Consider the following 24923-nt stretch of genomic DNA (forward strand, 5'->3'; position numbering starts at 1 on the left):
GCCCGCCGTCCCGCGGCGCCGTGCGGGGCGCCGCGGAGCGGGGGATTTTCGGGGACGACCTGCGGCTCGGCGCCGTCAGTGCCGGGTGACGGCGAAGCGCAGCGGAGTGCCCGGCACGGCCTGGGCGGCGAGGGCGAGGTGTTCCTCGGGGACCACGCCGATCACCGGATAGCCGCCGGTGACGGGATGGTCGGCCAGGAAGATCACCGGGCGGCCGTCCGGCGGCACCTGTACCGCACCCAACACCATTCCCTCGCTGGGGAGTTCACCCGTCCGCGCCCAGCTCAGGGCGGGCCCGTCGGTGCGCAGCCCGATCCGATTGCTCGCCGAGGCCACCGCGTAGCGCGCGGACCCCAACGAGTCGCGGGCCGCCGGGGTGAACCAGTCGTGACGCGGTCCGAGCACCAGCGGCAGCACCAGTTCGGTGGGCGGCCCCTGCCAGCGCGCCACGTCCGCCCCGGCCGGCGCGAGGCCGGTCGAGGCGCCCAGCGGCAGCACGTCGCCGTCCGCGAGCGGGGCCGGCCCCAGGCCCGACAGCAGGTCGGTGGACCGGCTGCCCAGCATCGGTTCGACGGCCACGCCGCCCGCGAAGGCCAGGTGGCAGCGCAGCCCGCGGTCGCCTTGCCCACGTCGAGCACGGCGCCGGCCGGCACATGGATCGCCGCGCCCCACGCCACCGGAGCGCCGTCCACGCGGACCGTGCACGGCGCACCGGTCACCGCCGCGACGACGGCGGCGCGCACGCGCACGGCTGTGCCGGTCAGCGTGGTCTCCAGCGTCGCGGCCTCCGGCGGATTGCCGACCAGGCGATTGGCGAGCCGGTGCGCGGGCTGGTCCAGGGCGCCGGAGCGCGGGACGCCCAGATGGGCGCAGCCGGACCGGCCCAGGTCCTGAAGGGTCGTCAGGGCGCCGGCGCGCACGACTTCGACGACGCGCGCGCTCATCGGGGCGCCAGCACGAAACGCACGCGCGTGCCGGGCGCCAGCAACGCCGCGGGCTCGCGCGCGGGGTCCCAGAGCACCGCGTCGGTGCTGCCGACCAGTTGCCAGCCGCCGGGCGACGAGCGCGGATACACCCCCGCGTACTCGCCGGCCAGACCGAGCGAGCCGGTCGGCACCGCGGTCCGCGGGGTCGCGCGGCGGGCCAGGTGATAGCGCTCGGGCAGGCCGGTCAGATATCCGAAGCCGGGCGCGAAGCCGCAGAAGGCGAGCCGAAACGAGGTCGAGCCGACGATCTCCGGCACATCGTCGGGGGCCACCCCCCACAGCGCGGCCACCTCGGCCAGATCCGGCCCGTCGTAGCGGACGGCGATCTCGATCCGCTCGCCCGCCTCGGCGGACAGCGCCGGCACCCGCCAGCCGGCCACGTCGGCGGCCAGCGCGGCGGGATCCGCGAGCCCGTCGAGCAGCACGGTCCGCGCCGCCGGCACGATCTCGCGGACGGCCGGCAGCGTGCCCGCCTCCCGCCGGCGCAACAGCTCGGCGTGCAGCGCCTCGGCCCGGTCGGCCGTGTCCACCTCCAGGAGCAGCGCGTGTCGGCCCACCGGCAGGGCCCTCACGCGAACGGCTCCAGGGACACGTCGGCGGCGAGCAGCGCGCGCCGTACGCGCAGCGCCAGCTCCGCCGCGCCCGGGGTGTCGCCGTGCAGGCACAGCGACCGGGCCGAGACGGCGACCCGCTCTCCCGTGAGGGCGACGACGACGCCCTCACGCGCCATCGTCAACGAGCGGGATACCACCCCGTCACCGTCGTGGATGACGGCTCCGGGTTCCCCGCGCGGGACGAGGGTGCCCCGTGCGGTGTATGCGCGATCCGCGAACGCCTCGTGTATGCAAGGGAGTTCGGCGGATTCAGCGGCTTCGAGCAGGCGTGAGCCGGGCAGTCCGAGCACCGGCAGCGAGCCGCCGGCCAGGCGCACGCCCGCGACCACCGCACCGGCCTGGTCCTCGTCCCACACCGTGCGGTTGTACAGCGCGCCGTGCGGCTTGACGTAGGTCACGCGCGACCCGGCGGCCCGCGCGAACACCTCCAACGCGCCGATCTGGTAGGCGACTTCGGCGGCCAGCTCGGCGGCCGGCACGTCGATCGCGCGGCGCCCGAAGCCGGCCAGGTCGCGGTAGGAGACCTGCGCCCCGATCCGGACCCCGCGCTCGGCGGCCAGATCGCACACCCGGCGCATCGTGGCCGGGTCCCCGGCGTGGAACCCGCACGCGACGTTGGCGCTGGTGACCACGGACAGCAGGGCGGCGTCGTCGGTGAGCGTCCAGCGGCCGAAGCCCTCGCCGAGGTCGGCGTTGAGGTCGATCACGGTCGTGCTCATGCGCCGTCCGCCCGCATGGAGTCGCAGATCATCCGTCGCGCGTCGTCGAGGTAGCGCTCCAGGACCGCCGCCGCGCCGTCGGTGTCGCCTGCCGTGAGCAGGTCGGCGATCTCGCGATTGCGGCGCAGGAAGGGTTCGTGCAGCCCGCGCGCCGAGGGCATGGCCAGGAAGGCCAGACGCAGCTCGGCCAGCAGGCGGTTCATGAACTCGTCGATCCGGGCACTGCCGGCGAGCGCGGCGAGGGCCCGGTGGAAGCGCAGGTCGGCGGTACCGACCTCGGCCCAGTCGCCCGCCCGGGCGGCCGCCTCGCCGCCGGCGACCGCCGCCTCCAGTGCCGCGATCCGCTCCGGCGCCGCGCCGGTGGCGGCTCGCAGCCCGGTGCCCTCCAGGGCGCTGCGGACCGCGTAGATGTCGACCACGTCGTCGGGCCCGAGGGTGCGGACGAACACGCCGCGGTTCATCTCGTGGACGACGAGGCGGCCGTCCACCAGCGTGCGAAACGCCTCGCGCAGGGTGTTACGGGAGACGCCGAGGGCGGCGCCGAGCGCGTGTTCGGAGAGTCTGGTGCCGGGTGGCAGGGCCCCCTCGGCGATCCGATCGCGCAGGACCTCGGCGACGCGCTGCGCGGTGCCGGCCCGACCGAGCAGATCGCGGTCGGCGGCGAGGCGGCCGAGGGTGTCCTCGGCCGACGGCTGCGCGAGGTCGAGGTCTTGGGCCATGCGGTCCCCCAGAGTGCGACGGACGGTGCGGTGGAGTACAGCAGCTTCGAAGTACAGCAGCTTCCCGCACCGTTAACAAGATCTTGTGGGATTGTTCAACAATAGCCTAGCCTCCTCGGCACCTCCTCGTCCCCCATCGAGGACCCGAGCGTGGAAGGCGAAGGAATGATAGTTCTCCTCGGCGTCCTACTGGTGATCGTAGGGTTCGCCACACGACGCAACCCTCTCCTGGTGGTCGGCGTGGCCGGCATCGCCACCGGACTGCTCGGCGGCCTCTCGCTCCGCGAGGTGCTCGCCGCGTTCGGCACCGGTTTCGCCTCCAGCCGAGGCGTGACGATCTTCGCGATCACCCTCCCGGTGATCGGCCTCCTGGAGCGCAACGGCCTCCAGGAGCAGGCCAGGACGCTGATCGCCCGGTTCGCCAAGCTCACCACCGGACGCTTCCTGGTCCTGTACCTGGGACTTCGCCAACTCACCGCCGCCGTCGGCCTGGTGAGTCTGGGCGGCCCGGCCCAGACGGTGCGCCCGCTGGTCGCCCCGATGGCCGAGGGCGCCGCGGAGCGCAAGTACGGGCCACTGCCGGAGCAGACCCGCGAGAAGATCCGCTCGCACTCCGCCGGCGCCGACAACGTCGGCCTGTTCTTCGGTGAGGACTGCTTCCTCGCGGTCGGCTCGATCCTGCTGATCACCGGTTTCGTCAACACCACCTACCACCAGCACATCGAGCCGCTGCACGTCGCGCTGTGGGCGATCCCCACCGCCGTCTTCGCGTTCCTGATCCACGGCGCCCGACTCCTGCGCCTGGACCGCACGTTGGCCCGTGAGCTGACGCCCGCACTCGCCACCGCCGCGGTTCCCGCCCTCGTCGAGGAGAAGACCAAGTGATCAAGGTCGAATGGTTCTTCTGGCTCGTGGGCGCCATCTTCCTGTTGATGGCCGCGCAGATGCTCGTCGACCGCACCAACCCCAAGCGCTTCGGCAGCGCCGCCTTCTGGGGCCTGCTCGGGGCGGGCTTCATCTACAGCACGCGCGTCGTCGAGAAGACGTCCCCCGCCGAACCGCTGGGCGTGGCCGTTCTCGTGATGGTGTGTCTGGCCGGCTTCGGCTTCACCGGCAAGGGCACGGTCCGCACCACCACCCGGGAACAGCGGGTCGCGGTCGCGTCCCGGCTCGGCAGCCGGATCTTCATCCCGGCGCTGACCATCCCGGTCGTGGCGATGGTGTTCGCGGTGATCGTCAAGAAGTGGCACATCGGGTCCGAGCCGGTCCTGCAAAAGGGCAGCGAGACCATCCTCGGGCTCGGCATCGGGGCCGTCGTCGCGCTCGCGGTGGCCATGATCGTGGTCAAGGAGAAGCGGGTCACCGTCCCGATCAGCGAGGGTCGGTCGATGCTGGAGGCCATGGGCTGGGCCATGCTGCTGCCGCAACTGCTGGCCACCCTCGGATCGATCTTCCAGGCGGCCGGCGTCGGCAAGCAGGTCGGCGAACTGACCGAGAAGGTCCTGCCGGACGACAACACCTTCATCGCGGTCCTGGTGTACTGCGTGGGCATGGCCCTGTTCACGATGATCATGGGCAACGCCTTCGCGGCCTTCCCGGTGATGACCGCGGCCATCGGCTGGCCCGTGCTCGTCGAACAGGGCGGCGGCGACCCGGCGGTGGTCCTCGCGCTCGGCATGCTCGCGGGCTTCTGCGGCACGCTGTGTACGCCGATGGCGGCCAACTTCAACATCGTGCCCGCCGCGCTGTTGGAGCTCAAGGACCAGTACGGGCCGATCAAGGCGCAGATCCCCACCGCGGGCGCGCTCCTGGTCTGCAACATCGGCATCATGGCGGTCTTCGCCTTCTGAGCCCGGTGCGCCGGGCCTGCCGGGCCGGCCGAGCACGCCGACCACGCGTGCCCGGCGCACCCTCCTCTCAACTCTCCCCAACTCTCCCCAACCCGTCCCGGACGGACCCCTTCCAGGAGATCGCGCATGACCCGCGTACTGATCACCGGCTTCGAGACCTTCGCCGGCGAGCCCACGAACCCCTCCTGGGAGGCCGTCCGTCTGGTCGCGGACGCCCCCGGGCCGGGCCCGGAGGTGACCGCGGTCCGGCTCTCCTGCGTGTACGGCCGCGCCCTGGACGAACTGCGGGCCGCGGTGGAGCGGGTCGAGCCGGACCTGGTGCTGTGCGTCGGGCAGGCCGGCGGGCGCCCCGACGTCACGGTCGAGCGGATCGCGATCAACGTCGACGACGCCCGGATCCCGGACAACGCGGGTCGACAGCCGATCGACGTGCCGATCGTGCCGGGCGGTCCCGCCGCCTACTTCGCCACGCTCCCGATCAAGGCGTGCGTCGCGGCGGCCCGCGCGGCCGGGGTGCCGGCCTCGGTGTCCTCGACCGCGGGGACGTTCGTGTGCAACCACGTCTTCTACGGCCTGATGCACCTGCTCACCACCGAGCGCCCGACCGTCCGCGGCGGCTTCGTGCACGTCCCGTTCGCCTCCGACCGGGCCACGGACCGAGCGATCGCCTCGCTGCCGCTGCCCACGATCGCCGAGGGCCTGCGGGCGATCCTGACCACGGCCGTCGACCGCGTCGACGACATCGTCGAGGTCGGCGGGACCACCCATTGACCCGCGGAGCGGGCCGCGGATCGCGCGGCGCGGGAATTCCCGGCGACGACGGGTGTTGGCACACGTGTGACCGAGCTGCCGCCGGGTGTCCGGCTTTCCGTCCTCGACAGGTCGCTCACCCGGCAGGGTGAGCATCCCGCGGAGGCACTGCGCCATGCCGTCGCGTTCGCGCGCGACGCCCAGGCGTGGGGATACCACCGCTTCTGGGTGGCCGAGCACCACAGCGTGCCCGGTATCGCCGGATCGGCACCGACGGTGCTCGCCGCCGCGGTGGCCGCGGTCACCGACACGATCCGGGTGGGTACCGGCGGAGTGATGCTGCCCAATCACCAACCCCTGGTGGTCGCCGAGCAGTTCGGCGTGCTCGAAGCGCTGTACCCGGGCCGGATCGACCTGGGCGTGGGGCGCTCGGTCGGTTTCACGGACGGGATCCGCGCCGCGTTGGGGCGCGGAAAGGACGCGGCCGAGGACTTCCCGGCGCAATTGGGCGAGCTGCTGGGCTACTTCAGCGGCGACCAGGACGCCCACCCGGGTGTGCACGCCCGACCCGCGGAGGGCCTGCGCCCGGCACCGTTCGTGCTGGCCACCGGGGAGGGCGCCGCCCACGCGGCCGCCGCGGGCGTGCCGCTCGTGGTCGCCGCCGCGATCGGTGAGGACCGCATGATGGCAGTGATCGACCGCTACCGGGAGCTGTTCCGGCCCTCGATGTGGTCGTCGCACCCGTACGTCGTGGTCGCCGGGACGGTGGCCGTCGCAGAGACCGAGGAGGCGGCCCACGACCTGCTGCTGCCCGAGGCGTGGGCGTCCGCCTACTCGCGCACGCGCGGGACCTTCCCGCCGCTGATCCCCGCGGCGGAGGTTCGTGGGCTCACGATCACCGCCCGCGAGCGCGACCTCCTCGACGCCGCGCTGCGCGACCAGATCCACGGCACCGCGGACAAGGTCGAGGCCGAGCTGGCCCGGGTGCTCGCGCGGACCGGCGCCGACGAGTTCCTGGTCACCACCGGCGCGCACGACCGCGAGGGCCGCCTCGACTCGTACCGACGCCTGGCCGAACTCGCGAGCATCGCCCCACGAACCACGCAGCCCGCCTGACCCACGCCCGTCGCCCGCCTACCGCTTGCCCAAGTAGGCCGCGCCCGCCGACCCGCTCCCGGCCCTCGCCTGACCCTCGCCGGATCCTTGCCCGAGTGGCTCGGCCTACCGGAGCCGGCTCCGGTACGCCGAGCCACTGCTGTCCGGCAATGGGCAGACCGCGTGGGGACGGGCGGATCAACCGCCGAGGACGGCGAGTTGCTCGACGGCCACGTTGGCGCGCTTGGGCCCGTCGGTGCGGACCTCGAACCGGTACCACTGCTGCACGGGCGAGTGGGTGGCCGGGTTCAGCTGCATGACCCCGCGCGGGCTGTCGATCTGGCCGACCTTGCTCAGGGCGGCGTTCACGGCCTCGGGGGTGAGGGGCTTGCGGTCGGCGCGCACCGCGGCGATCGCGGTGTCGAGCGAGCGGGCGATGTCCCACGCGGCCACCGCGTAGATGGTGGGGGTGCGGTCGGGGTGCCGCTCCTGCCAGGCCGCCACGAACGCGCGGTTCGCCGGGTTGTCCAGGTCCGCGCCGTAGGTCGCGAAGGTGGTGATGCCGGCGGCGGCGTCGGCCTGGGCGTCGAGTTGGCGGCCCTCGGTCAACGGGCCGCTGCCGTACAGCGGGAGCTTCGCCGCCTCGGACATCTTGTACTGCTTGACGAAGTCGACCGCCGCGGTGCCGGCGTAGAAGGCGTAGACCGCCTTGGCGCCGCTCTGCGCGATCTTGTTCAGGTAGGGCAGGAAGTTCTGGGTGCCGGGGAACGGCGTGAAGACGGTCTTGCCGTCCGGGTTGGCGAGCGTGCCGCCGGCCCTGGTGAACGACTCGGTGAAGCCCTTGAGTTGGTCCCAACCGCCCTGGTAGTCCGGGCCGATGGCGTACACGGGGCCGGTGACGTGCTCCTTGATCCACGGGCCCGCGGCCGCGCCGGCCTCGTAGGACTGGGTGTTGAAGGACCAGACGTGCGCCGTCAGTTTGGGATCGGGGAACTCCGGCCGACCGGCCACGCCCATCAGCGCCGTGTGGTTGTCGGCCAGGAGCGGCAGGATGCCGGCGACGCTGCCGCCGCTGACCACGCCGGTGACGGCCAACACGTTGTGCTGCTTGACGAGTTCGGTCGCGGCGGGGACGGCGGTGGGCGGGCCCGCGCCCTCGTCGCGGACGACCACCTCGGCCTTGAGGCCGCCGAGCTTGCCGCCGTGGGTGTCGCGGTACAGCTCCAGACCGGCACGGGTGTCCTCGCCGACGGCCGCGTAGGGACCGGTGGCGGGCGTGAGCAGGCCGATCCGGGCGACGGTGTCCCGGCCCTTCCCCTTGTCGTCACCGCCGGCGGCGCTGCCCGAGCAGGCGGACAGGACCAGGAGTAATCCGGTGGCGAGCGCGATCGGGGTGCGGTTGCTGCGGATCCGTCCGCCGGTGGTTCTGCGCATGTCTGCTTCCTTCTCGGAGAGGGAGTCGGGTGACGCGGCTTCGACGCGCGGCGCGGCCGGGACGGGCCGGGCGCGGGGATACGACGGGGGACCCGGGCGGCCGGGCCGCCCGCCCCGAGGGAGCGGGGCGGCCCGGCGGGCGGTCAGAAGACCCGGCTGGGCGAGGGCATCCGGGCGGGCTGCGGCTGGAGCCCGCGGCCGCGGGCCAGCGGGGTCAGGGACGGGCCCACGCGCTCCATCAGGGCGTGCATCGCCCGGATCAGGTCCCCGACGTCGGCGTTCCACGTGGTCGCCACGACCAGCGCCGAGGGGTGCACCTGCCCGTCCGGCCCGGGGCTGGTGTTGCCCATCGTCAGGAGCAGCCCGTGCTCGGCCTGCGCCATCAGGACGCTGACCGGCCCCAGCCCCATCAGGTCGGCGCTGTAGTCCTGCATGAGCAGCGCGCCCGGGGCACTGGAGGCGATCTTCTCGGCGTTCGCGATCCACGCCGAGTGCGCGGCCTCGTCGCGGACCGGGCCGGGACGGGACGCCTGGGCGACCAGGAGCGAGTCCCCGCTCGCCGCGATCGCGTGCAGGACGTCCGGGGCGTGGTCCTGCACGAACTGGCGCATGAAGTCGTCGAGCACGCTTTGGTCGACGGCGGGCTCGGTCATGGCGATTCCTTCGGGGTCCGAGTGAAGGGCAGGTTGCGGGCGCCGCGGCCGAACGAGGCGGCGGCGGCACTGGCCTGCGCGATGTCACGGGTGGGTGGGGCGGTACGGCGGACGGGCGTGGCGCGCGGCGTCCGGCGCTCGCGCCGGGGCAGGCCCTGCGCGGTGAGTTCGGGAGCGAGGTTGGCCGGCAGCGGGCCGGCGACGATCGGGCCGGCCCCGACGTCCGTCGCGATGGCGGGGCCGGCCTCGATGGCGATCGGTGCGGGCGGGACTACGGCCGGTACCGGCACGCGTTCCACCCGGCGCCGGTGCCGGCCGACCGCGGCGATGATCGGGTGCGGGAGGACGATGTCGACGACCGTTCCGCCGTCCGTCCCCGCGCGCAGTGCCACCTCGATGTCCAGCGGTCGGGCCTGGAGGGCGACCACGGTCAGGCCGGTCTGGCGCAGCGAGGGCAGCGCGTCGACGTCGGCGCGCAGGCGCCCGTTGAGCAGCTCCGGGTCCGGGTGCGCCACACCCTGGTCGAGGATGCTCACCAGGACGCCGGCCTTGGTGCGCCGAGCGGTGATCTCCACCGGGTGCCGGCCCGAGAATCGGGCGGCGTTGTCGACGATCTCGCCCAGGATCTGGGTCACGGGCCCCACCGCGTCGCCGGCGAGCGTGACGGAGGTGGGGATGTCCTTGAACGCGATGTGCGACAGCCGCTCGTAGTTGGTCACGCGCTGCGCGCCGGCGCGGATCACCTCGAAGAGCGGCGTGTCCGGCCAGAGCCGGTTCGGCGGCTGTCCGCTCAGCACCCCGATCGAGTCGGCGAGGCGCTTGGTGCCCTCGTTGCCGTGGTCCACCTCGTACACCGTGCCCAGCTGATCCACCGTCAGGTCGGAGGCCTGGAGCCGGTCGAGGGCGCTGCTGACCCGGCTGGTCTGGACCCGGATCCGGCGCGCGACGTCGCCGAGCGCGCCGTTGTACTCGCGTTGGGCCAGCACGAGCGACGCGCTGTGCTCGACCGTGCTGTACGCCAGCCGGTTGAGCGCGCGGGCGAGGTCCGCGATCTCGTCGGCGCCGCGCTCGCGGACCGGTTCGGGCCCCAGCATCTTGAGCGCGTACGCGCGGCCCGTCTCGTGCTGGGCCAGCGCGTCGCGGCGGCGCAGGTCGGCCTCGACCGCGGGCAGCGTCTCCTGGGTCATCACGGTGACGCGTTCGGACAGGGTGCTCAGGCGCCGATGCAGGAGGCGGCCGAGCCAGGCCGCCGCGGCGGCGGCGGCCAGGACCGCGACGATCAGCAGGGCGCCCTGGACACCGGCCAGCCACCAGCGGTCGTCGGTGACGTCGGCGACCTCGGCCGCGATGTCGCCGTCCGCCTCGTGCTCGACCGACCACACCCGGTCGGCGCGCTCCGCGATGGCCGCCCGCCAGGGATCCGGCTCGATCGAGTCGCGGCCGAGGGCGTCCTCGACCTGGGCGACCCGGATCATCTCGGGCCCGGAGAGCGCCCGGGCGAGCCGGTCGCGCCAGCTCGTCGGCGCGGTCACGGCGAACGCCGCGATCGCCTGATCGTGCGCGGCGCGTGCGGTGGCGGACGCCTTGAGGACCGTGCCGGGCGGCGGGCCGGAGCCCAACGACCGCAGTACGGTGACCTGTTGCTGCCCCAGCGCGGCGCGGGCCTGGGCCAGCGCGGTGATCGCGCGCAGTCGCCCGGCGGTCTTGGTGGACATCCCGGGGACGAGGGCGACCTGGGCCCGCAGGTCCACGGTGGTGCCGATCCACGCCCAATAGCGCACGGCCGCCGCCGAGGTTGCGACGCCGCGCCCGCCGACCTGTGCGCGCAGACCGGGCAGACCGCGCAGCGCGGTGTCCACCCCGTTCAACGCCTCGCGCTCGGCGGCCGAGACGGTGTCGAGGCCCCGGCGACGGTCCAGGTAGCGCCGCGCGGCGACCTCGCTCTCCTCGATCGCGGTCCGATAGTCGGCCGAGGTGGTGGGGCCGGGGCCGCGGGTCAGCAGGGTGACCGCGGCCGCGCTCTCGACCTGGAGCCGGCGGCCCACCTCGCCGGCCTCGGCGGAGGTGAGCACCAAGTCGTGGGCGTGCTCGGCCGCTTGGGCCTGCTCGACCAGGGTGAGGATCGCGGAGCCGGCGAAGAAGACCATCCCCGCGGAGGGGACGACGACCATGAGGGTGATCAGACCTCGGACCCGCGGTCGCAACCGTGCCCGCAGCCACCGGGGGGCTCGTTCGGCGAGGAGACGTCGCTTCATCCGCGATCGCCGTCCCGGCCGGGCCACGAGCGGGCGGGGAGGAACCGAGCGGGCGGGCGCCCCGGGGGAGGGGACGCCGGGGCGGGGATCCGATGGGCGGCGGGAGCGGGGGTGAGGGCGGGGGCGCTGAACGGCCGGCGATGGCACCGGGATCGGGCGGCCGGCGGGGGGCGGCGGAGTAATTGCGACACGGGCAACGGTCCCTGAACGGTGGGTCGGTGGGAATGACGTGGCGGTGGTCGCGACGACGGTCGAGAGGGCGGACCGAACGTCACGGACGCTCCCGACGCGGGCGCCCGACGGACGCCGTGCCTTCCGGGCCGGCGGGCCCGGGGGCGGTCGTGATCGCGTGTGTACGTGACCGAGCGCGGATGCGCACGCGCGTGCGCGGGGCCGGGGACTCCGCCGCGAGCGCACGTCGCGATCGACGCGCACACCGGGCGCCTTCGCCGACGCGATGGGGGAGACGGCGGTTGCGCCGCGCTCGCTGGTGCCGTGACTAGTGCGCGACGCGCGCGTTCGCCGGGTCCGCCACGCCCGAGGCGGTCGCGACCGCGACACGAGCGGCCGTTCGCCGATACGGCGTCCTCGGACAGTCCGCACACCGATCCCGGATCGTTCGGCCGTGAGCTGTTGACGCGGAAACGCCCATGAACGGATCACTCCTCGCAAGGGGGTGCGCGGTCGACCGAATGACGCACGATCGCCGCCGGTGCAACTGTTCGCATCGATGCGCACACACACTGTCCCCGCGAATCCACCGGACGTCAAACGAAACCTGGGTGTCGTGGAGCGCACATCGCGTCCACCGGCGAGATCGCTCACCGAACCCACCACCCGTCCCGGCAAAGGCAGTTCGTCGGACCGGTCGGTACGGACCCGGCGGTCGGGCGGGTCCGATCCGGTGCCCGAGGGCGGCCGAGTCGCCCATGTCGTGATTCGCCCGGGGCATCGAAGCGCCGGCCGCGACGATCACGACCGCGATCGGCGGACTCGTCGGATTTCTCCAAGACTTTCATCCCGTGTCCCGAAACGGTTGCCGCGCAGGCCACTTCCCCGCGCCCGAACGGAGCGACGTCCAGATGCGCAATCCGAAACGTACGATCGCGGCCATCGCGACAGCCGCAGTGTTGACGATCACCGGTTTCACCGCCCCACCCGCCGCCGCCGGCGTGGTGCCCGACCCGCCGACGCTGCCGGCCGCCGATTCGCACGGCATCACCGTCGTGGACTGGGCGAAGTCGAGCCCGAACGAGACCGCGCCGTACTACGACGTCACGCTCACCACCGACGCGATCCACAAGAACCTCGGCCCGGGCGCGCCGACGGTGCCCGCGCACCCGCGGATCAAGGTCCGGATCCTGCTGCCGGTCGGATATCGGACCGATCCGGCCCATCCCTACAAGTCCCTCTACCTCCTGCACGGCGGCAACGACACGTTCGCGTCGTGGTCCGACAAGGGCAACGTCGCGGCGATCTCCGCGGCGGCCGGGTTCGACAACATCGTCGTGATGCCCGAAGCCGGCGACGCCGGCTGGTACAGCGACTGGGTCACCGGCACCACCGGCAACATCGCGCCGCAGTGGGAGACCTTCCACATCGGGCAGTTGGTGCCGTGGATCGACGCCAACTTCAACACCGTCGCGAACCGCTCGGGCCGCTACATCGCCGGCCTGTCGATGGGCGGCTACGGCGCACTGCGCTACGCCGGGCGCCACCCCGACCTGTTCTCCGCCGCCGGCGGCTTCTCGCCCGGCACCAACATCGAGATGCCGTGGGCGCAGGCCCTGGTGCACGGCTCGGTCGTCCAGGTGCCCTTCGCGCCGACCGCGCCGGGCGCCTTCATCGGCGCCTACGACGCCAACACCTCCGACCTCGCCAAGTATCGGTACCCGCTCGGTTGGCTCTGGGGACCGCACCAGGTGTTCGGCACCATCGACACCTGGGACACGCAGAACCCGGTGAAGATCGCCACCGCCGGCGGATACGGCTCCTACAACGGCAGGTTCGCCGTCTACGCCGGCAACACCAGCGGGGGCTCCGACGCCCAGATCCACGGCGACGCCGTCGACTTCCACACCAAGCTGAACACCGCCGGCACCACCCACCGCTTCTGCTCCGGGCCGGGGACCCACGACTGGCCCTACTGGCAGAACGACCTGGCCGACTTCCTGAAGGTCGTCGCCGGCACCGCCTCCGACACCCAGTGCACCACCAACCCGGGCTGGACGAAGGTCTCGTAGCCGCGGCGAACGCACGCGCGCGGTGGAGCGGCGGTCTCGGGATCACCCGGGGCCGCTGCTCCGCACGTCCGCCGCTTCACGCTCGGCGCGCGACCGGGTCCTCCCGGTCGTCGGGTGTGCGGCCCGCGGCCCGTGCGGTGGCGAGGAGTTCGGGCACGGTTCCGGAGAAGTCCGCCAGGAGGGCGACCGCGATGGCCCACGTTTCCGCGGCCCGCGGCGAGGACAGCGGCCCTGCCACGAGGGCGCGGATGGCTGCGGTGCCGGCGGCATGCGTCTCGGGGACGGTCGTGCGGGAACGCTCCAGGATCTCCAGAACGGCGGCGGCCGGCCGCCCGCGCGCGATCAGATCGCGGGCGTCGACGAGCCGGGTACCGAGCGCCGGCCAGATCCATCGCGCACCCGGTTGGCTCGTGTCGGCGAGGTCGAGCGGACGTCGGTCGAGCGAGGCCAGACAGTCCTGCCGCGACCGCAGTTCGGGACACCGCAACAGGGCCGTGGGCGGCGAGCGCAGGAACTGGGCGGGCATTCCGGGCGCGGCGACCGCGACCGCGTCGGGCTGCAGATTGCTGTACCGGTTGTACAACACCGCGTTGAGCTCGCGGGGTTCGATCCGGGACACCACTGCGACGGCGATCGGCGGCGGAGCCAACGTGAGGATCAGCGCGCCCGCGCTCCCGTGCCCTCGCGTCCACAATTCGGTGCGGGGCGGCGCTTGCGGCGGGGACTCCCTCGCCGCGCGGCCGAGTTCGGCGATCGTGCCGAAAAACCGAGGGCCGATGCGCAGGAGCCGTACCCAGGCGTCCGGATCATCCCCGACCAGATCCGCCAAACGCAGGTCGAGCAGCGCGTAGAGCAAGGGGTGCGAGGAACCGACCCAGGGCGCCTGGCCGGTGGGCTCCACGGTGCGGTCGATGTACTTCAGCAGGGCCCAGCCCCGCGTGGCGTGTCGGACGATGTCGGCGGCGGTGAGCACGCCCGCGCGCATCGCGGTGAGCAGATCGTGGTTGAAGCGAAGGAGACCGTGCAGAAGCTCCGGTACGGCCTCGTGCGGGCAGTCGGGGCGGCCCAGGAGGGCCAGCCGTACCCGCGCGTCGAACGGGTCGGCACGGTGGGCGCGGAGCAGGGCGTCCCAGTCGTCGGCGGTCGCGCCGTCGAGGGCGACGCGGGCGGGGTGCCGTGGGCTGCTCCGCCGCAGCCGCGTCACCAACTCCCCGGATCCGCCCAGCTCGGCGATCCGCCGTTCGAGCCGGTCGGGCCCGTCGGGCGCGTTGAGGTAGCGCTGCAACAGCCGGGTGGAGTTCACGTGCCTGGGCCGTTCGGCGAGCGTCGCGCGCACGACGTCGAGCCCGCGCGTGCGCCACAGGCTCAGCACGCCGGACAGGAACGCGCGGTCCCGGACCGGGTCGGGGAGATCGACCCAGGCCAGCGCCCGGCCGACGACGTCGGGGTCCCCGGCCGTCAGGAAGGGCCGCAGCCGGTCGGGCGATCGGTCGCGGAGCTCGTGCAGCAGCGGCGTCGGATCGAGCGTCGTCCGCGCCAGGGTGGCGGCGCGTACGTCGGCCTCGACGTGGGGGCGCGAGAACAGCGCGTCGTCGACCGCGGGCACGCACAGGGCGGCCAGGCGACGCTGTGCGGCGGGGGTGAGCTCGGGGTTGCTCGCGAGAGCCGCGAGCCTGTGCGGATCGCCGCGGCGCAGCTCGTGGGCGAGCAGGTCGTCGAGCGGGCCGCGGGCGCCGGCGAGCAGGCGCCGCTGGGACGGCTCGGGCAGGCGCGCGAGCACCGCGTCGTAGGCGTGGCCGGGAAGCTGCCGAACGAGCGCGATGGCCGACGTCCCGTCGATGGGGCCGCGCGTCACCGCACGGACCCGTCGACGGTCGCGCCGAGCCGCCCCGGCAACCTCGCGGTCCCGCCCACCCCGCTCAAATCCGCCCCCACCCATTCGGCGCAGCTCCCGGCAGCGTACCGACGAGACGACATCGGCGCCGGGCCGGCAGCCGGCCTCGGCGCGTGTCCGGTACACCCCGGCCCGGGCGACAGGCGCGGTCCCGCCTCGACCCCCGACCCCACCCGGGTCACACCGCCCGGATCACCCGTCCGCCATCCACGAGCCGTTGACGCCGTAGGAAAGGATCCGCCCCTTGTGACGCACCGGGTGACCGATCGGAAGCGGGCACCCTTCCGATGTCGGCACTCGGCCCGCCTGCCAGTCGTCGACCACGCGCCCCAGACTCTTCCCGGACAACCGGGACTCGCGGTGCCTGGCGACCAGGATTCCGCCTTGGTATCGGCAGGCCACCGCTTTGGCGACGACGTGCCAACCACAGGCCCCGAACCGGTGGACTTGATCGACATCGCGCAACACCACCAGCCGCGGAACCGTCTCCCCGTTGTTGCTCACGATGAGCTCGACCTCCAGGACGAAGCAGTCGAACCGACCGGTCAAGGCGGGCTCGTCGGCCTCGCCGCCGCCCTGCTTGCTCGACAGCAGGGCCAGACCGCTCGCGGCGGCGTCCGAAAGTGGGTCGAGCCGGAGCGCCGCACCATAGAGCCGAGCGGCCTCCTCGGCCCGCCGCGTGCCGTCGGCGTCCCAGCGTTTGCTGTGCCGAAGGTGAGCCGTCAGGTCCCGGATCCGGTCGCACTGCACCGACAGTAGGGTCGCCAACAGGATGATCGCCCGCACGTCGTCCGGCCGTCCCGTCACCGCACGCCGCAGCCAGTGCTCCGCTTCGGGCGTGTCGCCGGCGACGGCCACCTGTGTGTCGGCCCACGACACCTGAAGCATCAGGTGTCCCAGCTCCAGGGCCGCCGTCGGATCCTTCGGCGCGGCCCGGCGCAGCATCCGCCAGACCTCGTCGGATCGCCGCGCGGCAATCAACTCCCGTACCTGTTCGGCCCAGTTCGCCATGTCTGATTGTTTCAGGCGGTCGCGGGATCCGATCGGCCGAGCCCGGACGGCGCCGTGGTTCCGGCCGCCCGGCGAGACACGTACACGCCGGATCCGCCGCTCAATCCGTCCCGCTGCGCGGTCGCGGGCGTATTGTCTCGGCCATGGCCGGCCGGCGCGTTTCCCCCGGCCGAGCTTTCGAAGCCGGACGCCGGCCCGGACCCTGACGACGACTTCGGCGAGGACCGCGATGCGAAAGATCATCTTGTCCATGTCGATCTCCCTTGACGGCTTCATCGAGGGACCGAACCGCGAGATCGATTGGCACCTGGTCGACGACGAGCTGCACAGCCACTTCAACGAACAGCTCGGGGCGATGGGCGCGTTCCTGCTCGGCCGGGTCACGTACGAGCTGCTGGCCGAGTTCTGGCCGACGGCCGACTCGGACCCGGCGAGCACGGGACCCATGCTGGAGTTCGCCCGGATCTGGCGGGACATGCCCAAGATCGTGTTCTCCCGGACCCTGCAACAGGCCGACCGGAACACGACCATCGTGCGGGACGTCGTCGTCGAGGACATCATGGCGCTCAAGGAGCAGCCGGGCGGCAACCTGGTACTGGGCGGCGCCGACCTGGCCGCGGCGTTCCGGCGCCACGACCTGATCGACGAGTACCGCATCTACATCCATCCGATCGTCCTCGGCCAGGGCAAACCCCTGTTCCAGCCGTCGGACATCAAGATGGACCTCCAACTCTCCGAGACCCACGCCTTCGGCAACGGCGTCGTGCTCCTGCGCTATCAGCGCTCGTAGACCTCCACGGCGAAGACCCCATCACCAAGCGGTGCGAGCAGCGCCTCTTCTGCCTCTACCGGGGCAGCAACTTCAACGCCGGCCAGACGCCGGGGGTCGGCGACAAGATCCTGGCCATCCCGTCGGGCGCGTACAGCCAAGGGCTTCACCGACGTCTTCTGGGGCGGGATCGAGCGGGACGGCACCGACGGCAGTGTCCTGCTCACCTCACCCGAGGGCGGCGGTCACTCGATCGACCCCCGGGACCGATCTGCTCATCGACATCCAGATCGTCTTCCCCGGCCAAGATCCCGCCCACGAACACCTCGCCGGCCTGAACGCCCAACACCTGGGCTGACCCGACACCGCCCGCACGCCGATCTCCCCCGGGCAGTCCCGCCGTGCCCGGGGGAGTCTTCGGCGTCCCCAACCGATCCGGCCGCGTCAAAGCTCACAGATGAATGTTCAATCGAACATCGCTGTGTTAGAAATAGGTCATGGATGTCGCCGACCGCCTGGACCTGACGTTGCGCCTGGTGCAGGGCTCCGATCGGATCTCCGTGTCGGAACTCGCCCGGCGCCTGGGGGTTTCCGAGATGACCGTGCGCCGGGACCTGGACGCGCTGGAGCGCCAGGGCCTGGTCCGCAGGGTGCACGGTGGTGCGGTGGCCACCCGTGCGCGCGAGGAGGGGGCGGGTTTCCTCGCGCGGGAGCCGTGGCAGGCCGCGACGAAGGACCGCCTGGGCGCGTCCGTGGCGGGCATGGTGGAACCGGGATCGCGGGTGCTGCTGGACGCCGGGACCACCACCGTGCACGTCGCGGAGCATCTGGCCGCGCGGGCGCCGCTGACCGTCGCGGTGCTCAGCCTGCAGGCCGCGATCCGTCTCGCGGACCGCCCCGGGATCGAACTCCTGGTGGTCGGCGGCCGCTCGCGTCCCGGGGAGCGCTCCCTGGTCGGCCCACTGGCCGTGCGCACGCTGGAGTTCCTGGTCTTCGACTGCTTCGTGATGTCCATCGGAGGCGTGCACGCCGAGCACGGCTGGTCGGAGTTCTCGCTGGACGACGCGGCCGTCAAGCAGGTCGGCCTCGCCCGGGCCGCGCGCACGATCGCGGTGGCGGACGCCACCAAGCTCGGCGTGCGCGCGTTCAGCCGGGTCGCCGTACTCGACGCGGTGGACACCTTCGTCACCGACACCGCCGCCACCGACCCCCGAACCCACCCCGGCGGCCCCGCCACCCTGGAGGCCCTGCGGGAAGCGGGCGTCCACACCGTCCTGACCTGATTCCCGGCCACCGCGCCGGCTCGAGGAGCGATGCCATGAACGCCGTCCGACGCTCGCAGATGATTCTCGTCGCCGGCCCCTACCGGTCCGGAACCGGTGACGACCCCGTCAAACTCGAAGCGAACGTGCGGGCGATGAACCAGGCCGCCCTGGCGCTGTTTCGCGCCGGACACCTCCCGGTCACCGGCGAGGCCCTGGCCCTGCCGCTTCTGGAGACCGCCGGATGCACCGGTCCGGGCGACGCCCTCTTCGAGGAGATCTTCCACCCCGTCGCCGAGCAGCTGCTGTCGCGTTGCGACGCGGTACTGCGCATCGGCGGCCCCTCCGAGGGGGCGGATCGCATGGTTGTGCGGGCCCGGGCGGAGAACAAGCACGTCTACACCGGTCTCGACGAAGTCCCGGCCGGCCGATGACCGCGGGCATCGACACACCCGACCGTCGGGGCCGCACCGGCCTGGATCGGTACGGCCGCGACCTGACCGGCAACCCGCGGGTGCGGATCCGCGACGTGGAGGTGCTCTCCTGCGACTGGTACGTGCTGCGCAAGACGACCTTCGACTACCAGCACGGCGACGGACATTGGAGCCGCGAGCAGCGGGAGAACTACGACCGGGGGGACGGGGCCGCGATCCTGCTCTACGACCTCGGCCGCCGGACGGTGCTGCTGACGCGCCAGTTCCGGCTCCCCGCCTACGTCAACGGGCACCCCGACGGCCTGCTCATCGAGGCGGCCGCCGGACTGCTGGACGGCGACGCCCCCGAGGACGCCATCCGCAGGGAGGCGGCCGAGGAGACCGGCCACACCGTAGGCGCGGCCGAGCACGTCTTCGCCGTCTACATGAGCCCCGGCTCGGTCACCGAGCGCCTGCACTTCTTCGCCGCCCCCTACGGCCCGGCCACCGCCACCGCCGACGGTGGCGGGATCGCCGCCGAGGGCGAGGACATCACCACCGTGGAGCTGCCCTTCACCGAGGCGCTCGCGATGATCCACGACGGGGCGATCGCCGACGCGAAGACCATCATGCTGCTCCAATGGGCGGCCCTGAGCGGCCCGTTCCGGGATACCGCACACGTTTCCCGACACCAGGGCGCGAACGCCGTCGAGCCGAGCTGATCCCCGTGGCGGAGCCGCATGACGACGCCCCCGTTCCGGTATGTCTTCCATACCGGAACGGGGGCCTCGACCGAGCGTCAGGAGGCGACGATGTTCTCCGCCTGCGGACCCTTCTGGCCCTGCGTGATGTCGAAGGTCACCTTCTGACCTTCCTGGAGCTCGCGGTAGCCGTTGCCGGCGATGTTCGAGTAGTGGGCGAAGACATCGGGGCCGCCGCCGTCCTGCTCGATGAAGCCGAAGCCCTTTTCACTGTTGAACCACTTGACGGTGCCACTGGCCATGGCTGAACTCCTCGATCAGGGATATTGAATCGGGCTTCGCGTTCGCGGGCCCGGAGGTGATCGCCCTGGTTCGTGAGAGGGCTTTGGACAGCGAAAACGCCCGTGATCGCGATCACGGGCGAACGACTTCGAACCACGACTGCTGTGTCTCCGACCGTACCGGACGCGTGTTCGTCGCGCCACGGATCGCGCATATGTAGGGGGCTGTTGCCCACGCCACCCGGTGGGACAGGGGGCGGGACGGGGGCGGGTAATGGCGTAATCCGGCTCTTATCTGGGTGAACCGGATCACCGACCCGTCCGACGGGCGACCCGGCCCGTTCGTGAGGACGTCGGCGGAGATCGCCGCGCCGCGCGGTCGGGCGTCAGACCAGGCAGAACTCGTTGCCTTCCGGGTCGGCCATCACCATGTGGTCGGGCCTGCCCTGCACTTCGTCCTCGCGGACCACGGTCGCGCCGGCGGCGGTCAGTTGTTCGACCGCCGCGATCACGCGGGGCCATCGGGTGGCCCAGGGCGTATCGCGGCCGCCGCCGACCTGTATGTCCAGGTGCAGGCGATTCTTCACCACCTTTGCCTCCGGCACCTGCATGAAGGACAGGCTGGGACCGATGCCGTCCGGGTCGGCCAGGTAGGCGCCCTGGTCCCATTCGTCCGGCGGGATGTCGTGGCTCGCGAACCACGCCTCCCAGCTCGCGAACCCCGCGGGCGGGGGCTTCTCGACGTATCCCAGAGCCAGTGCCCAGAACCTGGCCAACTCCGTCGGGCGCGCGCAATCGATCGTCAGGCTCCACTTGGTCGCCACGGGACCTCCTCGAGTCGGGGCAAGCGGGTCGCGCCGCGGCCGCGCCCCGGCGGCTCGGGCGGTGACTCCTGTGATCAGCCTAGGCTCGACCGACCGGCGGGTCGAGGCGCGCCCACGCCCCTCCCCCGTCCCGGCCGGGGTGGGCCCGTGTCACCCCACGGATCGCGCCAGGGCGTGCCCTAGACGCAGGACGCCTGCGCGCAGGCGCTCCTCGCCCACCTCCGGCAGGATCGCCGCGACGTGTTCGGCGGCGAGCGGAGCCAGCAGGCAGTGGGCCGCCGTCGCCGGGTCCGGCGTGTCCGCGAGCAGGATCGACACGTGGCGCTGCCAGAACCGGTACGCGCCGATCCGGTAGCGCGCGCCCGGCGCGGCCGTCTCGGACATCCGGACCAGGTCCAGGTGTTCGATCAGGTAGTCGAGGTAGGCCGTGACGAACGCGGCGAGGCGGGCGTCGGCCGGGGCGCCGGGCCCCAGTGGCGGCGGCCCCGACAGCACGGCCTCCTGCAACCGGCGTTCGCGCGCGTCGAGCAGCGCCACGGCCAGGCCCGACTTGTCGCCGAACCGGCGAAACAGCGTGCCCTTGCCCACGCCGGCCGCCGAGGCGATCTGGTCCATCGACACATCCGCCACGCCGCGCTCGGCGAACAGCCGAGCCGCGGCGTCCAGCACGGCCGCGCGATTGCGTGCCGCGTCGGCGCGCTCCCTGGGCGGCGGCGTGCGCAGCAGTTCGAGCGGGACGGGGGTAGCAGAAGCGGACTGCGGTCCGTTAATCTTTGGAGGCACAAGCGGACTCTAGTCCGATTCTCTCGGAAAGGTTGTGCCCCACCATGACCGCACTGATATCCCGCGACGAACTGAAGACGGCGATCGAGGCCGGCGCCGTGACCGTGGTCGACGCCCTGGGTGGCGAGTACTACGCGAAGCAGCACCTGCCCGGCGCCGTCGCGCTCGTCCGGGACGAGGTCGACACCCTCGCGCCGACCCTGCTGCCGGACCGGGCCGCCGCGATCGTCACGTACTGCTCCAACCCGGCCTGCCCGAACAGCGGCCAGGTCGCGGACCGCCTCACCGCGCTGGGCTACACCGACGTACGCAAGTACCGCGACGGGATCGAGGACTGGGTGGGCGCGGGTCTGCCCACCGAATCGTCCTGACGCGACACGCACGCGGCACTTCGGCCCGCCCGCACCGGCGTTCCCACCGGTGCGGGCGGGCCTGCTCGTGATCCCGGCCTCGATCGGTGCCATGGGGGCCATCGGCGCCATGGCTTCGCCGGGATCGGCCCGTTCGTCCGGGCGTCGTGATCGGCCGTGACGCACATCTGACGCTGCGTCAATTCCCGCTGTGCGCGCGCATCATGATCAACGTCGTCTTGTCGATTAAGTCGATTGTCAAATCTGACGCATCGTCATATCGTCACGCCGGTCGAGCGGAATGATCTCCTCCGCCACCGACACAGGCGCGAAGCGCGCACGCAGGGACGCGGACGCATGGACGCACGGACACCAGGGGTGAGACACGTGGGCCAGGAGCCACCCGAATCGGCCGGGCAGGCCGGCAGAATCCGAGCAGCGGGAGTCGAGCGCCGGTTCGGCCGCGGCGCGTCGGAGGTACACGCCCTCGGTCCGCTCGATCTCGACATCGAGGCAGGGGAGTTCTGCTGCATCGTCGGCCCGTCCGGCTGCGGCAAATCCACCTTCCTGCGCATCGTGGCCGGCCTCGTGAAGCCGACCGCGGGCCGCGTCGAGGTGACCGCGGCGACCGCCAACCCCGCCGCGATGGTGTTCCAGAACTACGGCATCAGCCCGTGGAAGACGGTGCTCGCCAACGTCAGGTTCGGCCTCGACCTGCGCCGCGTGCCGCGCCGCGAAGCCGACGCGCGGGCCCGCGACTGGCTGCGCCGACTCGGCCTCGCGGAGTTCGCCGACCGCTATCCCGCCGCCCTCTCCGGCGGCATGCAGCAGCGCGTGTCGATCGCCCGCGCCCTCGCCGTGGAACCGGAAATCCTGCTCATGGACGAGCCGTTCGCGGCGTTGGACGCGCAGTTGCGCACGATCCTCCAGGACGAACTCCTGGAGATCTGCCAGGCGGACAAGCGGACCGTCCTGTTCGTCACGCACAGCCTGGAGGAGGCGCTGGTCCTCGGCGACCGCGTCCTGGTGATGTCCGCGCGCCCGGGCCGACTGATCGCCGAGCGGGTCCCCCCGTTCGCCCGCCCGCGCACCGGGGAGGTGCGCAGGTCACCGGAGTTCGCCGCGATGCAGGCCGAACTGTGGGAGCTGCTGCGCGGCGAGGTCGAGCAGGCGTCCGCACAGAAGAAGGAGGAGGTCGCGCCGTGACCGTCACCGTCAAGGAGAGCGCGCCGACCCGCGTCCTGGTCCGCGAGCCCGGAGCCGCCGAACGCGACCCCGGCAAGGCCCGGCTGCGTCGCCGCCTGTTGGAGATCGGGTTGGCCATCGCGGTCCCCGTCGTACTGCTGCTGTGGTGGCAACTCGCCGCGAGCCAGGGGTGGATCGACGACCGCCTCTACCCCGCTCCGTCGACCATCGTCCAGGACGGCTGGAACGACGCCGCCGACGGCAAACTGTGGCCGGACGTGTGGGCCACCCTCGCCCGGGTCCTGCCCGGCTATGCGATCGGCGCCCTCGGCGGCTTCGTGGTCGGCCTGCTGATGGGCACCAACGCGCTGATCCGCGCCGCGCTCGAACCGGCGCTGGACGCCCTGTACGTGGTCCCCAAGCTCGCGCTGCTGCCGATCTTCATGACCATGTTCGGGCTGGGCGAGGCTCCGCACATCGCGCTCGTCGCGGTGACCGTGTTCTTCTTCGTCTGGATCGCCACCATGGCCGCGGTCATCGCGGTTCCGGACGGCTACCGCGAGGCCGGCGCGGTCTTCGGCGCCGGGCCCTGGCAGATGTTCCGACACGTACTGCTGCCCGCGTCGCTGCCGCAGGTCATGGTGGGACTGCGGATCTCGGCCGGCGTCGCGGTGCTGGTCATCATCGCCTCCGAGGGGATCGCTTCGCCCGACAACAAGGGCCTGGGCTACGTGATCTTCAACTCGCGCCAACTCTTCGACAACCGGGCGATGTTCGTCGGAATCATCGTGGTGGCGATCGTCGGCGTGCTGTTCTCCGAGCTGATCCGGTACATCGGCCGACTCTGCACCCCGTGGGCTCCGCGCGACCGCGGCCCCGGCCAGTCCTGAGACCCCGTCACCACCCCCTGCACGCACCGCAGTTCCCCTCGACCCGCCCGACCCGCTCAGCGAAACCACTTCCGAAAGGCACATCATGGCGAGACGCGGACTCCTGACGGCAACCGTCCTGTTGGCCTGCACCACGTTGCTCGCCGCGTGCGGCGGGTCCTCCGACTCCGACTCGGACAAGGCGAAGTCCGAGCAGCCCAAACGGCCGATCCAGGCGGTCGCCGGCTGCGAGCACGCGTGGACCGATCCGACCGACCTGTCCCCGACCCGCAAGCCCGCGCGCTGCGCGCCCGGCGCCCCCGCCGCGAAGCCGCTCGCGCAGAAGACGAAGATCACCGTGACCGCCGGCTCGCTGTCCGCCGAATACCTCGGCCCGCTGCGCACCGCGATCGCCAAGGGCGAGTTCGCGAAGGAGGGTCTGGACGTCGAGCTGAAGCAGATGCCGGCCACCGACGCGATCACACTGCTCGCCAAGGGCCAGGTCGACGTGCTCTACTCCGCGCCCGAGGCGGGCATGGTCAACGCCGTCAAGCAGGGCTTCGACATCAAGTGGGTCGCGGGCAACTACTCCGTGGCACCCGAATCCAAGACCGGGGTCTGGGCCCGGGTCAAGGACGGCAAGACCGGCGCCGCGGTCGACCTGAAGAACGCCCGCTTCGGCACCCTGGTGGGCAAGACGTCCGTGATCATGTACCCGATCGAGAGCGTGCTCGCCCAGCACAAGACCAAGGTCACCGACGTCTCCTTCCAGCAACTCGACGGCGTGGGCGCCCCCGAGGCGCTCAAGAACGGCGGCATCGACGCGGCCTGGCTGCTCGACCCGATCTGGAAGGACTTCGAGGGCAAGCCCGAGTACACCTTCCTCGGCGGCCAGCCGGTCGGCGAACCCCTCGGCGGAATGTTGTACGGCCAGAACCTGCTGGAGAAGAACCGCGACGCCGGCGTCGCCTTCCTGCGCGCCCTGATCCGCACGGTCAACACGGACTTCGCGGGCGACTACAAGCAGGACCCGGCCTTCGTCCAGCAACTCGCCACGACACTCGGCAGCAAGCCCGAACTCCTCAAGTCCGTCCCCGCCCAGGTGGTCGACTGGGAGATCCGCGCCGGCACCACCGACCGCGTCCAGAAGATGTACATCGAGGGCCAGGTGGTCAAGGACCCCGCGCTGCCCGAGGACAAGCTCGTCGACCGCTCCTTCTACGCGGAAGCCGTCGGCCACACCTCGTAGACGCCGAGACGACA

The 24923-nt window shown here is 72.4% G+C and carries 24 protein-coding genes and 1 pseudogene; 13 read left to right on the forward strand and 12 right to left on the reverse strand.

The window, feature by feature from the left end; genetic code table 11:
- Positions 1 to 75 precede the first annotated feature (75 nt).
- From OG928_RS41990 to OG928_RS42005, 4 genes and pseudogenes are all read right to left on the reverse strand, one after another.
- A pseudogene (locus tag OG928_RS41990) lies at positions 76 to 944 on the reverse strand (biotin-dependent carboxyltransferase family protein).
- Positions 941 to 1558 (reverse strand): allophanate hydrolase subunit 1, encoded by a 618-nt coding sequence (locus tag OG928_RS41995; protein ID WP_331767275.1) that lies wholly within the window; start codon positions 1556 to 1558, stop codon positions 941 to 943. Before OG928_RS41995 ends, OG928_RS41990 begins: the two are co-directional and overlap by 4 nt.
- Positions 1555 to 2319, reverse strand: coding sequence for a 5-oxoprolinase subunit PxpA (locus tag OG928_RS42000; RefSeq protein WP_331767276.1), 765 nt, complete (start codon positions 2317 to 2319; stop codon positions 1555 to 1557). The genes OG928_RS41995 and OG928_RS42000 overlap by 4 nt, the downstream gene beginning before the upstream one ends.
- Complete coding sequence (locus OG928_RS42005) at positions 2316 to 3038, reverse strand: GntR family transcriptional regulator (protein WP_331767277.1); 723 nt, start codon at positions 3036 to 3038, stop codon at positions 2316 to 2318. The genes OG928_RS42000 and OG928_RS42005 overlap by 4 nt, the downstream gene beginning before the upstream one ends.
- A gap of 165 nt (positions 3039 to 3203) precedes the next feature.
- Here OG928_RS42005 and OG928_RS42010 point away from each other — a divergent pair, with 165 nt between their 5' ends.
- From OG928_RS42010 to OG928_RS42025, 4 genes are all read left to right on the forward strand, one after another.
- Positions 3204 to 3923, forward strand: coding sequence for a DUF969 domain-containing protein (locus tag OG928_RS42010; RefSeq protein WP_331767278.1), 720 nt, complete (start codon positions 3204 to 3206; stop codon positions 3921 to 3923).
- On the forward strand, positions 3920 to 4888 hold the full coding sequence (locus OG928_RS42015; RefSeq protein ID WP_331767279.1) for a DUF979 domain-containing protein: 969 nt from the start codon (positions 3920 to 3922) through the stop codon (positions 4886 to 4888). Before OG928_RS42010 ends, OG928_RS42015 begins: the two co-directional genes overlap by 4 nt.
- Before the next feature lie 126 nt (positions 4889 to 5014).
- Positions 5015 to 5659, forward strand: coding sequence for a pyroglutamyl-peptidase I (pcp, locus tag OG928_RS42020; RefSeq protein ID WP_331767280.1), 645 nt, complete (start codon positions 5015 to 5017; stop codon positions 5657 to 5659).
- 66 nt (positions 5660 to 5725) lie between these two features.
- Positions 5726 to 6754 carry an MsnO8 family LLM class oxidoreductase gene (locus OG928_RS42025; protein WP_331767281.1) on the forward strand — a complete coding sequence of 343 codons (1029 nt, stop codon included), beginning with the start codon at positions 5726 to 5728 and terminating at the stop codon, positions 6752 to 6754.
- A 177-nt stretch (positions 6755 to 6931) separates the two neighbouring features.
- Here the strand turns inward: OG928_RS42025 and OG928_RS42030 are convergent, their stop codons facing one another.
- From OG928_RS42030 to OG928_RS42040, 3 genes are all read right to left on the reverse strand, one after another.
- Positions 6932 to 8167: an ABC transporter substrate-binding protein gene (locus OG928_RS42030; RefSeq protein ID WP_331767282.1), complete on the reverse strand. Its 1236-nt coding sequence runs from the start codon at positions 8165 to 8167 to the stop codon at positions 6932 to 6934.
- Between the two features lie 143 nt (positions 8168 to 8310).
- Entirely contained in the window at positions 8311 to 8820 is a 510-nt protein-coding gene (locus tag OG928_RS42035; RefSeq protein WP_331767283.1) for a hypothetical protein, read from the reverse strand.
- Positions 8817 to 11075 carry a nitrate- and nitrite sensing domain-containing protein gene (locus OG928_RS42040; RefSeq protein ID WP_331767284.1) on the reverse strand — a complete coding sequence of 753 codons (2259 nt, stop codon included), beginning with the start codon at positions 11073 to 11075 and terminating at the stop codon, positions 8817 to 8819. The genes OG928_RS42035 and OG928_RS42040 overlap by 4 nt, the downstream gene beginning before the upstream one ends.
- A gap of 1082 nt (positions 11076 to 12157) precedes the next feature.
- Here OG928_RS42040 and OG928_RS42045 point away from each other — a divergent pair.
- The gene (locus OG928_RS42045) at positions 12158 to 13318 is read left to right on the forward strand and encodes an alpha/beta hydrolase family protein (RefSeq protein WP_331767285.1); all 1161 of its coding nucleotides are present in this window, start codon (positions 12158 to 12160) and stop codon (positions 13316 to 13318) included.
- Between the two features lie 76 nt (positions 13319 to 13394).
- Here OG928_RS42045 and OG928_RS42050 read toward each other — a convergent pair whose 3' ends face one another.
- On the reverse strand, positions 13395 to 15173 hold the full coding sequence (locus tag OG928_RS42050; RefSeq protein ID WP_331767286.1) for a hypothetical protein: 1779 nt from the start codon (positions 15171 to 15173) through the stop codon (positions 13395 to 13397).
- A gap of 231 nt (positions 15174 to 15404) precedes the next feature.
- A complete protein-coding gene (locus OG928_RS42055; protein WP_331767287.1) occupies positions 15405 to 16223 on the reverse strand; it encodes a hypothetical protein in 819 nt (272 codons plus the stop codon).
- Between the two features lie 229 nt (positions 16224 to 16452).
- Between OG928_RS42055 and OG928_RS42060 the strand changes: the two genes are divergently transcribed.
- The 4 genes from OG928_RS42060 (at position 16453) to OG928_RS42075 (ending at position 19389) form a co-directional block, all read left to right on the forward strand.
- The gene (locus OG928_RS42060) at positions 16453 to 17013 is read left to right on the forward strand and encodes a dihydrofolate reductase family protein (protein ID WP_331767288.1); all 561 of its coding nucleotides are present in this window, start codon (positions 16453 to 16455) and stop codon (positions 17011 to 17013) included.
- A gap of 476 nt (positions 17014 to 17489) precedes the next feature.
- Positions 17490 to 18275 (forward strand): DeoR/GlpR family DNA-binding transcription regulator, encoded by a 786-nt coding sequence (locus OG928_RS42065; protein ID WP_331767290.1) that lies wholly within the window; start codon positions 17490 to 17492, stop codon positions 18273 to 18275.
- A 35-nt stretch (positions 18276 to 18310) separates the two neighbouring features.
- Positions 18311 to 18688, forward strand: a complete 378-nt coding sequence (locus OG928_RS42070) for a DUF4406 domain-containing protein (RefSeq protein ID WP_331767291.1) — start codon at positions 18311 to 18313, stop codon at positions 18686 to 18688.
- Positions 18685 to 19389 carry an NUDIX domain-containing protein gene (locus OG928_RS42075; RefSeq protein WP_331767292.1) on the forward strand — a complete coding sequence of 235 codons (705 nt, stop codon included), beginning with the start codon at positions 18685 to 18687 and terminating at the stop codon, positions 19387 to 19389. Before OG928_RS42070 ends, OG928_RS42075 begins: the two co-directional genes overlap by 4 nt.
- Before the next feature lie 77 nt (positions 19390 to 19466).
- On the opposite strand, the gene OG928_RS42080 is transcribed toward OG928_RS42075, so the two are convergent.
- The 3 genes from OG928_RS42080 to OG928_RS42090 form a co-directional block, all read right to left on the reverse strand.
- Positions 19467 to 19670, reverse strand: a complete 204-nt coding sequence (locus OG928_RS42080; RefSeq protein ID WP_331767293.1) for a cold-shock protein — start codon at positions 19668 to 19670, stop codon at positions 19467 to 19469.
- A 365-nt stretch (positions 19671 to 20035) separates the two neighbouring features.
- Positions 20036 to 20473, reverse strand: a complete 438-nt coding sequence (locus OG928_RS42085) for a VOC family protein (protein WP_331767294.1) — start codon at positions 20471 to 20473, stop codon at positions 20036 to 20038.
- 150 nt (positions 20474 to 20623) lie between these two features.
- Positions 20624 to 21256, reverse strand: a complete 633-nt coding sequence (locus tag OG928_RS42090; RefSeq protein ID WP_331767295.1) for a helix-turn-helix domain-containing protein — start codon at positions 21254 to 21256, stop codon at positions 20624 to 20626.
- A 44-nt stretch (positions 21257 to 21300) separates the two neighbouring features.
- Here OG928_RS42090 and OG928_RS42095 point away from each other — a divergent pair, with 44 nt between their 5' ends.
- The 4 genes from OG928_RS42095 (at position 21301) to OG928_RS42110 (ending at position 24909) form a co-directional block, all read left to right on the forward strand.
- Positions 21301 to 21627 (forward strand): rhodanese-like domain-containing protein, encoded by a 327-nt coding sequence (locus OG928_RS42095; RefSeq protein ID WP_331767296.1) that lies wholly within the window; start codon positions 21301 to 21303, stop codon positions 21625 to 21627.
- A 366-nt stretch (positions 21628 to 21993) separates the two neighbouring features.
- Positions 21994 to 22812, forward strand: a complete 819-nt coding sequence (locus OG928_RS42100; protein WP_406291727.1) for an ABC transporter ATP-binding protein — start codon at positions 21994 to 21996, stop codon at positions 22810 to 22812.
- Positions 22809 to 23681 carry an ABC transporter permease gene (locus OG928_RS42105; RefSeq protein ID WP_331767298.1) on the forward strand — a complete coding sequence of 291 codons (873 nt, stop codon included), beginning with the start codon at positions 22809 to 22811 and terminating at the stop codon, positions 23679 to 23681. Before OG928_RS42100 ends, OG928_RS42105 begins: the two co-directional genes overlap by 4 nt.
- Positions 23682 to 23766: 85 nt before the next feature.
- Positions 23767 to 24909, forward strand: coding sequence for an ABC transporter substrate-binding protein (locus OG928_RS42110; protein ID WP_331767299.1), 1143 nt, complete (start codon positions 23767 to 23769; stop codon positions 24907 to 24909).
- Positions 24910 to 24923: the final 14 nt, after the last annotated feature.

The sequence above is a fragment of the Embleya sp. NBC_00896 genome (assembly GCF_045207785.1).
In the GTDB taxonomy this organism is placed as follows: domain Bacteria; phylum Actinomycetota; class Actinomycetes; order Streptomycetales; family Streptomycetaceae; genus Embleya.

Bases quoted from the DNA above. Each gene is read 5' to 3' on its own strand.
- OG928_RS42000 (WP_331767276.1), bottom strand. From the start codon at position 2,319: ATGAGCACGACCGTGATCGACCTCAACGCCGACCTCGGCGAGGGCTTC.
- OG928_RS42005 (WP_331767277.1), bottom strand. From the start codon at position 3,038: ATGGCCCAAGACCTCGACCTCGCGCAGCCGTCGGCCGAGGACACCCTC.
- OG928_RS42010 (WP_331767278.1), top strand. From the start codon at position 3,204: ATGATAGTTCTCCTCGGCGTCCTACTGGTGATCGTAGGGTTCGCCACA.
- pcp (WP_331767280.1), top strand. From the start codon at position 5,015: ATGACCCGCGTACTGATCACCGGCTTCGAGACCTTCGCCGGCGAGCCC.
- OG928_RS42030 (WP_331767282.1), bottom strand. From the start codon at position 8,167: ATGCGCAGAACCACCGGCGGACGGATCCGCAGCAACCGCACCCCGATC.
- OG928_RS42035 (WP_331767283.1), bottom strand. From the start codon at position 8,820: ATGACCGAGCCCGCCGTCGACCAAAGCGTGCTCGACGACTTCATGCGC.
- OG928_RS42040 (WP_331767284.1), bottom strand. From the start codon at position 11,075: ATGAAGCGACGTCTCCTCGCCGAACGAGCCCCCCGGTGGCTGCGGGCA.
- OG928_RS42045 (WP_331767285.1), top strand. From the start codon at position 12,158: ATGCGCAATCCGAAACGTACGATCGCGGCCATCGCGACAGCCGCAGTG.
- OG928_RS42055 (WP_331767287.1), bottom strand. From the start codon at position 16,223: ATGGCGAACTGGGCCGAACAGGTACGGGAGTTGATTGCCGCGCGGCGA.
- OG928_RS42060 (WP_331767288.1), top strand. From the start codon at position 16,453: ATGCGAAAGATCATCTTGTCCATGTCGATCTCCCTTGACGGCTTCATC.
- OG928_RS42065 (WP_331767290.1), top strand. From the start codon at position 17,490: ATGGATGTCGCCGACCGCCTGGACCTGACGTTGCGCCTGGTGCAGGGC.
- OG928_RS42070 (WP_331767291.1), top strand. From the start codon at position 18,311: ATGAACGCCGTCCGACGCTCGCAGATGATTCTCGTCGCCGGCCCCTAC.
- OG928_RS42075 (WP_331767292.1), top strand. From the start codon at position 18,685: ATGACCGCGGGCATCGACACACCCGACCGTCGGGGCCGCACCGGCCTG.
- OG928_RS42080 (WP_331767293.1), bottom strand. From the start codon at position 19,670: ATGGCCAGTGGCACCGTCAAGTGGTTCAACAGTGAAAAGGGCTTCGGC.
- OG928_RS42095 (WP_331767296.1), top strand. From the start codon at position 21,301: ATGACCGCACTGATATCCCGCGACGAACTGAAGACGGCGATCGAGGCC.
- OG928_RS42110 (WP_331767299.1), top strand. From the start codon at position 23,767: ATGGCGAGACGCGGACTCCTGACGGCAACCGTCCTGTTGGCCTGCACC.